Origin of the sequence: Streptomyces sp. MMCC 100 (genome assembly GCF_041538145.2) — a bacterium.
Taxonomy (GTDB): domain Bacteria; phylum Actinomycetota; class Actinomycetes; order Streptomycetales; family Streptomycetaceae; genus Streptomyces.
This window is the reverse complement of record NZ_JBGORK020000001.1, coordinates 1,771,540-1,779,333: the sequence shown is the minus strand read 5'-3', so window position 1 is coordinate 1,779,333 and position 7,794 is coordinate 1,771,540. Positions and strand designations below refer to the sequence as shown.

7 protein-coding genes are annotated in these 7,794 nt (G+C 71.3%); 3 read left to right on the top strand and 4 right to left on the bottom strand.

Going from position 1 to position 7,794, the window contains the following annotated elements:
- Nucleotides 1-65 precede the first annotated feature (65 nt).
- Together ABS735_RS08110 and ABS735_RS08105 are read left to right on the top strand one after the other, a co-directional pair.
- Complete coding sequence (locus ABS735_RS08110) at nt 66-863, top strand: ABC transporter permease (RefSeq protein ID WP_373902186.1); 798 nt, start codon at nt 66-68, stop codon at nt 861-863.
- A 6-nt stretch (nt 864-869) separates the two neighbouring features.
- Nucleotides 870-1,940 (top strand): COX15/CtaA family protein, encoded by a 1,071-nt coding sequence (locus tag ABS735_RS08105; RefSeq protein ID WP_373902185.1) that lies wholly within the window; start codon nt 870-872, stop codon nt 1,938-1,940.
- Here the strand turns inward: ABS735_RS08105 and ABS735_RS08100 are convergent.
- The 4 genes from ABS735_RS08100 to ABS735_RS08085 form a co-directional block, all read right to left on the bottom strand.
- Nucleotides 1,895-2,638 carry a nucleotidyltransferase gene (locus ABS735_RS08100; RefSeq protein WP_373902184.1) on the bottom strand — a complete coding sequence of 248 codons (744 nt, stop codon included), beginning with the start codon at nt 2,636-2,638 and terminating at the stop codon, nt 1,895-1,897. The two genes, ABS735_RS08105 and ABS735_RS08100, sit on opposite strands and share 46 nt — an antisense overlap.
- A gap of 39 nt (nt 2,639-2,677) precedes the next feature.
- Nucleotides 2,678-3,784: an amidohydrolase family protein gene (locus ABS735_RS08095; RefSeq protein ID WP_373902183.1), complete on the bottom strand. Its 1,107-nt coding sequence runs from the start codon at nt 3,782-3,784 to the stop codon at nt 2,678-2,680.
- A gap of 98 nt (nt 3,785-3,882) precedes the next feature.
- Nucleotides 3,883-4,251: a hypothetical protein gene (locus tag ABS735_RS08090; RefSeq protein WP_373902181.1), complete on the bottom strand. Its 369-nt coding sequence runs from the start codon at nt 4,249-4,251 to the stop codon at nt 3,883-3,885.
- A 97-nt stretch (nt 4,252-4,348) separates the two neighbouring features.
- Nucleotides 4,349-5,302 (bottom strand): heme o synthase, encoded by a 954-nt coding sequence (locus ABS735_RS08085; RefSeq protein ID WP_373902332.1) that lies wholly within the window; start codon nt 5,300-5,302, stop codon nt 4,349-4,351.
- 371 nt (nt 5,303-5,673) lie between these two features.
- Here ABS735_RS08085 and tkt point away from each other — a divergent pair, with 371 nt between their 5' ends.
- Nucleotides 5,674-7,761, top strand: coding sequence for a transketolase (gene tkt, locus ABS735_RS08080; RefSeq protein ID WP_373902180.1), 2,088 nt, complete (start codon nt 5,674-5,676; stop codon nt 7,759-7,761).
- The last annotated feature ends 33 nt before the right edge of the window (nt 7,762-7,794 follow it).

Below are 7,794 nucleotides of genomic sequence, written 5' to 3'. Positions count from 1 at the left end.
GGGGGCCCGGGGGCTGTCCCCCCGGGAAGACACAGCCTGGAGCTGACGGGCAAGGAGCTGCGCTCATGACCACGACCTCGACCACGGGCAGCGCCGGCGCCACCGGCACGTACGCGCCCCGGCCCGGCGCCGCGCCGCTCGGGCGGATGATCGCGGCGCAGGCCGTGCTCGAGACGAAGATGCTGCTGCGCAACGGCGAGCAGCTGCTGCTGACGGTGGTCATCCCAACGCTGCTGCTCGTCCTGTTCAGCTCCGTGGACATCATCGACACCGGAGCCGGGGAGGCGGTCGACTTCCTCGCCCCCGGCATCCTCGCGCTCGCGGTGATGTCGACGGCGTTCACCGGGCAGGCCATCGCCACCGGTTTCGAGCGCCGGTACGGGGTGCTGAAGCGGCTGGCCGCCTCGCCGCTGCCGCGCTGGGCCCTGATGACCGCGAAGACGGCGTCGGTCCTGGTCACCGAGGTGCTCCAGATCGTGCTGCTGACGGTGATCGCCTTCGCGCTGGGCTGGTCGCCGCACGGCAACCCGGCGGCCGTGCTGCTGCTCCTGGTCCTCGGCACCGCCGCGTTCTCGGGGCTCGGACTGCTGATGGCGGGCACGCTGAAGGCGGAGGCCACGCTGGCCGCCGCCAACCTGGTCTTCCTGCTGCTTCTCGTGGGCGGCGGGGTGATCGTGCCGCTGGACAAGTTCCCGGACGCGGCGCAGGACGTGTTGGGGCTGCTGCCGATCTCCGCCCTGTCGGACGGGCTGCGGGACGTCCTCCAGCACGGGGCCTCGATGCCCTGGGGCGACCTGGGGATCCTCGCCGTGTGGGGGGTCGTGGGACTCGCGGCCGCCGGGAAGTTCTTCCGCTGGGAGTAGGGACGCATGCCGGAGACCGACCCTCGTGAAAGTGTGCACAAGCGGGCGCCTACGATGGACGGCGTGCCAAACGTGACCCGCGCCGACGCCGCAGCCGCCGTGCGCAACCCGCTCGCCTTCATCGCCGCGCGCTGGACCCCGCATCCCCGGACGGTCCAGCGGGCGGCCCTCGCGCCCCTCGTGATGTCGGTGGTCATCGTCGTCACCGGCGGCGCCGTCCGGCTCACCGGCTCGGGCCTCGGCTGCCCGACCTGGCCCAAGTGCACCGACGACTCGCTCACCACCACGAGCGAGATGGGCTTCCACGGCATCATCGAGTTCGGCAACCGCATGCTGACCTACGTGCTGTGTGCCGCGGTCGGCTGGGCGATCATCGCCGCCCGCTCGCAGAAGCCGTACCGGCGCAGCCTCACCCTGCTGGGGTGGGCGCAGTTCTGGGTCGTGATGAGCAACGCCGTGCTCGGTGGCATCGTCGTGCTCGTCGGACTCAACCCGTACACGGTCGCGGCCCACTTCGTGGCGACGACGGCGCTGCTGACCCTGGCCACGGTGATGTGGCAGCGCACCCGGGAGGGCGACACGGCACCGCGCCCGCTGGTCGGCAAGTCCGTGCAGCAGCTGGTGTGGGTGATGGTCGTCGTCTCCGCGCTGCTGGTCATGGTCGGCACCGTGGTCACCGGCGCGGGACCGCACGCGGGCGACTCCAGCGACGTGCCGCGGATGCCGGTCGACTGGGAGATGATCAGCAAGGCGCACGCTGTGCTGGCGTGGATCGTGGTGACGCTGACGTTCGCCCTGTGGTTCGTCCTGAAGGCGGTCGACGCGCCCAAGGGGCCGTTGGCCCGCACCCGCGACCTGTTCCTGGTGCTGCTGGCGCAGGGGGCAGTGGGCTACATCCAGTACTTCACCGACCTGCCCGAGGTCCTGGTCGGCCTGCACATGTTCGGCTCGTGCCTGGTGTGGATCGCGGTGCTGCGCGTGCTGCTGGCGCTGCGCGAGCGGCCCGAGGAGACGGTGTCCGAGCTGCCCGCTCAGGAGTACGACGCCACCAGCGTGTCGATGGCCGGCCCCAGGTAGCTCCGGGTCAGCTCCGCGCGGCGGGCGGTCCACTCCCCCGTGGCCGCGGGTCGGGTGCGCTTTCCGTACCGCCGTTCGGCGATGTCCTCGACGACCTCGCCGGGGGCGCCCAGGGCGGGCAGCTCCTCCAGGGCCTCCCGCTTGGTGATCAGGCGGCCCTCCCGCAGCGTGACGGTGGCGCGGGCGAAGGTGATCAGGCCCAGGTCGACCCAGACGTCCTGCCGCCACAGCTCCGCCCTGCGCACGCTCGGCCGCCAGAACTCCCGCTGGTCGCGGACGACGAACCCCGCCAGCTCCGGATCCGCCACCGGCGGCAGCAGGTGCTCCGGCGACTCGCCGCGCAGGACGCGGCCGAAGCTGTGGAGTTCGCGCCGGGTGACCGGGGTGACCGGCCGCTTGAAGAGCTGTTCGTGGGCCCAGGTCAGGTGCCGTTGAGCCGGGTCGGCGACCGTGTCCGGCGACAGGTACGTGCAGTGCAGCAGTCCGGCCAGGGGCTCGTCCCGCAGCCGGGCGTGGAGCAGCCCCACCCGCCAGGCCGTGCGGGCCGTGGCCGGCCGGGGCAGGACCGCGATCAGGTCGAGGTCGCTGCGGCCCTCCTGGTAGTCGCCCGCGCCCAGTGAACCGTGCGCCCAGACGGCGACGGGTTCGAGGGGCGTCAGGCCGGTGAGGAAGCGGTCGAGCAGGGCGTCGGTCGGCATCCGCCCAGTGTCGACGGTGCGCGCCGGTCCGTACACCCGTCACTCCAGCCCGTACACCCGCCCCGCGTTCCCCGAGGCGATCAGCCCCGCCACCCGCTGTGCGTCCCCGAGGGACCACGCGCCCTCCGCCACCCAGGCGCCCAGCACCCGTCCGAGGGCCTCGCGGAACAGCCGGGCGGCGACCACGTGCAGCTCGGGCAGGCCCTGGGCTCCGCTGGAGAACAGGATCTTGCCGAAGGGTGCCAGCTCCAGGATCTCCGCGAGGACCGTCGCGGCCCGGGCGCCGGTGCGCACCAGGGCGGCGCCCGAGTCGGCGTAGACGTGCGGGAAGACGCCGGCCAGGTGGGCGGCGTGGCGGTGGTACGGGTAGCCGTGCAGCAGGACCAGGTCGGTGCCGAGGCCGGCGGTGGCCCGCACGAAGTCGGTGAGCAGGACCGGGTCGGTGCGGTCGATGCGCAGGCCCGGTTCGCCGAGGCCCGCGTGCAGCTGGAGCGGCAGGCCCGAGGCGACGGCGATCCACAGCAGGTGGCGCAGCAGCACCGGGTCGCTCAGTTCCCCGCCGACCTCGCGCCCGGTCAGCCAGCGGGCGGCGGCCCCGCGCACCTCGCCGGGCCCCGGCGGCTCCGGCGCGAGCGCCAGGCCGTGGCGTACGCCGGCGACGGAGGTGAAGGCGACCGCGTTCGCGGCGGCGCCGTGCACGGCCTCGGCGAGGTTGGCGAGGAAGGACTCGACGGTGCCGGAGGTGTCGGCGACCTGCTCGGCGAGCAGTTCCAGGCGCACGATCTCGCGGGTGTCGGCGTCCGCGGCGGACGCCATCTCGGCGGGGCCGGTGAGGTCTCCGGGCAGTCCGGCGTCGACCAGGTAGGTGGTGATGCCGCTGCCGCGCAGCAGCCGGCGGTCGGCCTCCATGACGCCCAGTTCGCGCCGCCGGGCCAGGTAGCGGGCGGGCGGGCAGTGCGGTTCCAGGCCGAGCAGGGGCGGGCACCAGCGGCGTACGGCGAAGCCGGTCTGGGTGTCGAAGAGGGTGGTGCCCGGCGCGGGCGGACCCTCGGTGCGGGCCAGCTGGGCCTCGAAGGTGCCGAGGCCCAGCTCCGTTCTCAGGACGCCGTGGCAGTACTGGTCCACCAGGGACGGCGTTTCGATCATCCGGGCTCCCCGTGCTGGGACCGTGCGCCGTGCGGCTCGGGTGCCTTGCGGCCCGTACGCCTCGCGGCTTCCTACGGTCCTAACGGGTGAACCCGGCCTCAGGTGTTGCTCGGGCCTCCGACCTGGATGCCCGCCATCCGCGACCACTCGTAGCGGCCGGTGGCGACCTTGGCGGCGAACTCGCCGTCGAAGTCCTCGTGGACGGTGATCCCGGACTGCTCCACGGCCTTCCGCGCCCTCTCGTGGGTGCGCGCGACCAGGTCGCCCCAGGCGCCGTCCTCGCCGACGAGCACGATCCGGGCGCCCCGCTCACCGAGGTAGGCCACCTGGGCCTCGGCGCCGCCGTGGGCCTTGGCGAAGGATCCGATCCGTCCGGCCATCCGGGTCACCTCGTACGCGGCCCACCGGTCGGCCCAGCCGCCCTTCGCGCCGGCCTGCTCCGTGTCCACCTGCTGCGTGTCTGCCATGACCAGGATGCTACCGACGGGTAGAGCGAACGGCGACGGGCGGGGTGCGTGGCCTTGACCACGCGCCCCGCCCGTCGGACGGCTTCACGAGAGGTGCTCAGCGCAGGAAGGGGTCCACCGCGACCGCGAGGAACAGCACCGAAACGTAGGTGATGGACCAGTGGAACAGCCGCATCTCCTTGAGCTTGCCGCCCGTGACCTCGGCCTTGGCGCGGTTCTGCAGCCCGTGCGCCTCCCACAGCCACATGCCGCCGGCCGCCACGGCGACCGCCGTGTAGAACCAGCCGGTGTAGCCGAGCGGCGTCAGCAGCAGCGACACCGCGACCATCACCCAGCTGTAGATGACGATCTGCCGGGCGACGACCTTGTTGGACGCGATCACGGGGAGCATCGGCACGCCGACGCGCGCGTAGTCCTCCTTGACCTTCATGGACAGCGGCCAGTAGTGCGGCGGCGTCCAGAAGAACATCACCCCGAAGAGGATGATCGGCGCCCAGGACATCGAGTTGGTCACGGCCGACCAGCCGATGAGCACCGGCAGACAGCCGGCGATGCCGCCCCAGACGATGTTCTGGGAGGTGCGGCGCTTGAGGATCATCGTGTAGACGACGACGTAGAAGAGGAGCGCGCCGAGCGAGAGCCAGGCCGACAGCCAGTTGACGGTGAGGCCGAACAGCAGGGTGGAGACGACGGCCAGGGTGATGCCGAAGACGAGGCATTCGGCCGGACTGACCATGCCGGTCACCAGCGGGCGCTGCGAGGTCCGGTCCATCAGCGCGTCGATGTCGCGGTCGATGTACATGTTCAGCGCGTTGGCGCCGCCGGCCGACAGATAACCGCCGACGCAGGTCAGCAGCACCAGCTTCAGATTCGGAACACCCTGTTCGGCGAGGAACATCACCGGAACGGTGGTGATCAGCAGAAGCTCGATGATCCGTGGCTTGGTCAGCGCCACGAACGCCTTGACACGGGCCCCGAACGGCCGGTGACTCGGGCTCTGGCTCGTCCCGATAACCCCCGCAGGACGGGATTCAACGGCCGTCACGCACACCCCTGACAGAGACATCCCAGCAAGCCCGACCGTGTGAAGTGGCGGTAAAGGCTCGCGCGTACCACGCCACTTTAGACGTTGCCCATACCTCGGCCTTCGCGGGGGTGGGCTCGTGTTGGCGCGGGCGCTCCGACGTGCGCTCGGAGAGTCGATTGAGCAGTCAGATGAGCGGCTCCGTATTCACTTGCCGAATGCGGTTTCGCCCAGTCGACAGGCGGATCCACAAGAGTCCCGGCAGTCTGGTTTCCAGCGGAAAAACGCACGTACTTACGGGGGTAGGCTCGGCCATGGCCGGCCGACTCACGGACGCGCCGGCAGCCCGTGCACGCGTGCACCGGCAACCGACATGTGGAGAGGAGCCCTGACTCAGGGTGAGCACCAAGCCGACCACCACAGACCTCGAGTGGACCGAACTGGACCAGCGGGCCGTGGACACCGCCCGCGTCCTGGCCGCCGATGCCGTACAGAAGGTTGGCAACGGCCATCCGGGTACGGCGATGAGCCTGGCGCCCGCCGCCTACACCCTCTTCCAGAAGGTGATGCGGCACGACCCCGCCGACGCGAACTGGGTCGGACGCGACCGTTTCGTGCTGTCCGCGGGCCACTCGTCCCTGACCCTCTACACCCAGCTGTACCTGGCCGGCTTCGGCCTTCAGCTGGCGGACCTGGAGTCCTTCCGCACCTGGGGCTCCAAGACCCCCGGCCACCCGGAGTACGGCCACACCACGGGCGTGGAGACCACGACCGGCCCGCTGGGCCAGGGTGTCGCCAACGCGGTGGGCATGGCGATGGCCGCCCGCTACGAGCGCGGCCTGTTCGACCCGGAGGCCGCCGAGGGCGAGTCCCCGTTCGACCACTTCATCTACTGCATCGCCGGTGACGGCTGCCTCCAGGAGGGCATCTCCGCCGAGGCGTCCTCCCTCGCGGGCCACCAGAAGCTCGGCAACCTGGTCCTGCTGTGGGACGACAACCACATCTCGATCGAGGGCGACACCGAGACCGCCGTCTCCGAGGACACCGTCAAGCGGTACGAGGCCTACGGCTGGCACGTGCAGCGCGTCGCCCCGAAGCCCGACGGCGACCTGGACCCGAACGCGCTCTACGACGCGATCGAGGCGGCGAAGAAGGTCACCGACCGGCCGTCCTTCATCGCCATGCGCTCGATCATCGCCTGGCCCGCCCCGAACGCGCAGAACACCGAGGCCGCGCACGGCTCGGCGCTCGGTGACGACGAGGTCGCGGCGACCAAGCGGATCCTGGGCTTCGATCCGGAGAAGTCCTTCGAGGTCTCCGACGAGGTCATCGGGCACACCCGCAAGGCGCTGGAGAAGGGGCAGGCGGCCCGCGCGGTGTGGGAGAAGTCCTTCCAGCAGTGGCGGGACAACAACCCGGAGCGCGCCGCCGAGTACGACCGCGTGGCCAAGGGTGAGCTGCCCAAGGGCTGGGAGGAGAAGATCCCGGTCTTCGAGGCGGGCAAGGGCCTCGCGACCCGCGCCGCGTCCGGCAAGGTGCTCCAGGCGCTCGGCGCGGTCGTCCCCGAGCTGTGGGGCGGCTCGGCCGACCTGGCCGGCTCGAACAACACGACGATCGACAAGACGTCGTCCTTCCTCCCGGCGGGCAACCCGCTGCCGGAGGCGGACCCGTACGGCCGCACCATCCACTTCGGCATCCGCGAGCACGCGATGGCCGCGGAGATGAACGGCATCGCGCTGCACGGCAACACGCGGATCTACGGCGGCACCTTCCTGGTGTTCTCCGACTACATGCGCAACGCGGTGCGGCTGTCCGCGCTGATGCACCTGCCGGTGACGTACGTGTGGACGCACGACTCCATCGGTCTGGGCGAGGACGGCCCGACCCACCAGCCGGTCGAGCACCTGGCCTCGCTGCGCGCCATCCCGGGCCTGAACCTGGTCCGCCCGGCCGACGCCAACGAGACGGCGATCGCCTGGCGCGAGATCCTGCGCCGCTGGACGAAGGAGTTCGGCAAGGGCCAGCCGCACGGTCTGGCGCTGACCCGCCAGGGCGTGCCGACGTACGAGCCGAACGAGGACGCGGCCAAGGGCGGCTACGTGCTGTTCGAGGCCGAGGGCGGCGAGCCGCAGGTCGTTCTGATCGCCACCGGTTCCGAGGTGCACGTCGCCGTCGGGGCGCGCGAGCAGCTCCAGGCCGACGGTGTGCCGACGCGTGTGGTGTCCATGCCGTCCGTCGAGTGGTTCGAGCAGCAGGACCAGGGGTACCGGGACAGCGTCCTGCCTCCGTCCGTGAAGGCCCGTGTCGCGGTGGAGGCCGGGATCGGCCTGACCTGGCACAAGTACGTAGGAGACGCCGGCCGCATCGTCTCCCTGGAGCACTTCGGTGCTTCGGCGGACGCCAAGGTGCTCTTCAAGGAGTTCGGCTTCACCGCCGAGAACGTGGCCTCCGCCGCGCGGGAATCCCTCGCCGCGGCCCAGCGCTGACGCTCGTATACGACACGTAGGAGATGCATTTTC

Bases quoted from the DNA above. Each gene is read 5' to 3' on its own strand.
- ABS735_RS08095 (WP_373902183.1), bottom strand. From the start codon at position 3,784: ATGATCGAAACGCCGTCCCTGGTGGACCAGTACTGCCACGGCGTCCTG.
- ABS735_RS08090 (WP_373902181.1), bottom strand. From the start codon at position 4,251: ATGGCAGACACGCAGCAGGTGGACACGGAGCAGGCCGGCGCGAAGGGC.
- ABS735_RS08110 (WP_373902186.1), top strand. From the start codon at position 66: ATGACCACGACCTCGACCACGGGCAGCGCCGGCGCCACCGGCACGTAC.
- ABS735_RS08100 (WP_373902184.1), bottom strand. From the start codon at position 2,638: ATGCCGACCGACGCCCTGCTCGACCGCTTCCTCACCGGCCTGACGCCC.
- ABS735_RS08105 (WP_373902185.1), top strand. From the start codon at position 870: ATGCCGGAGACCGACCCTCGTGAAAGTGTGCACAAGCGGGCGCCTACG.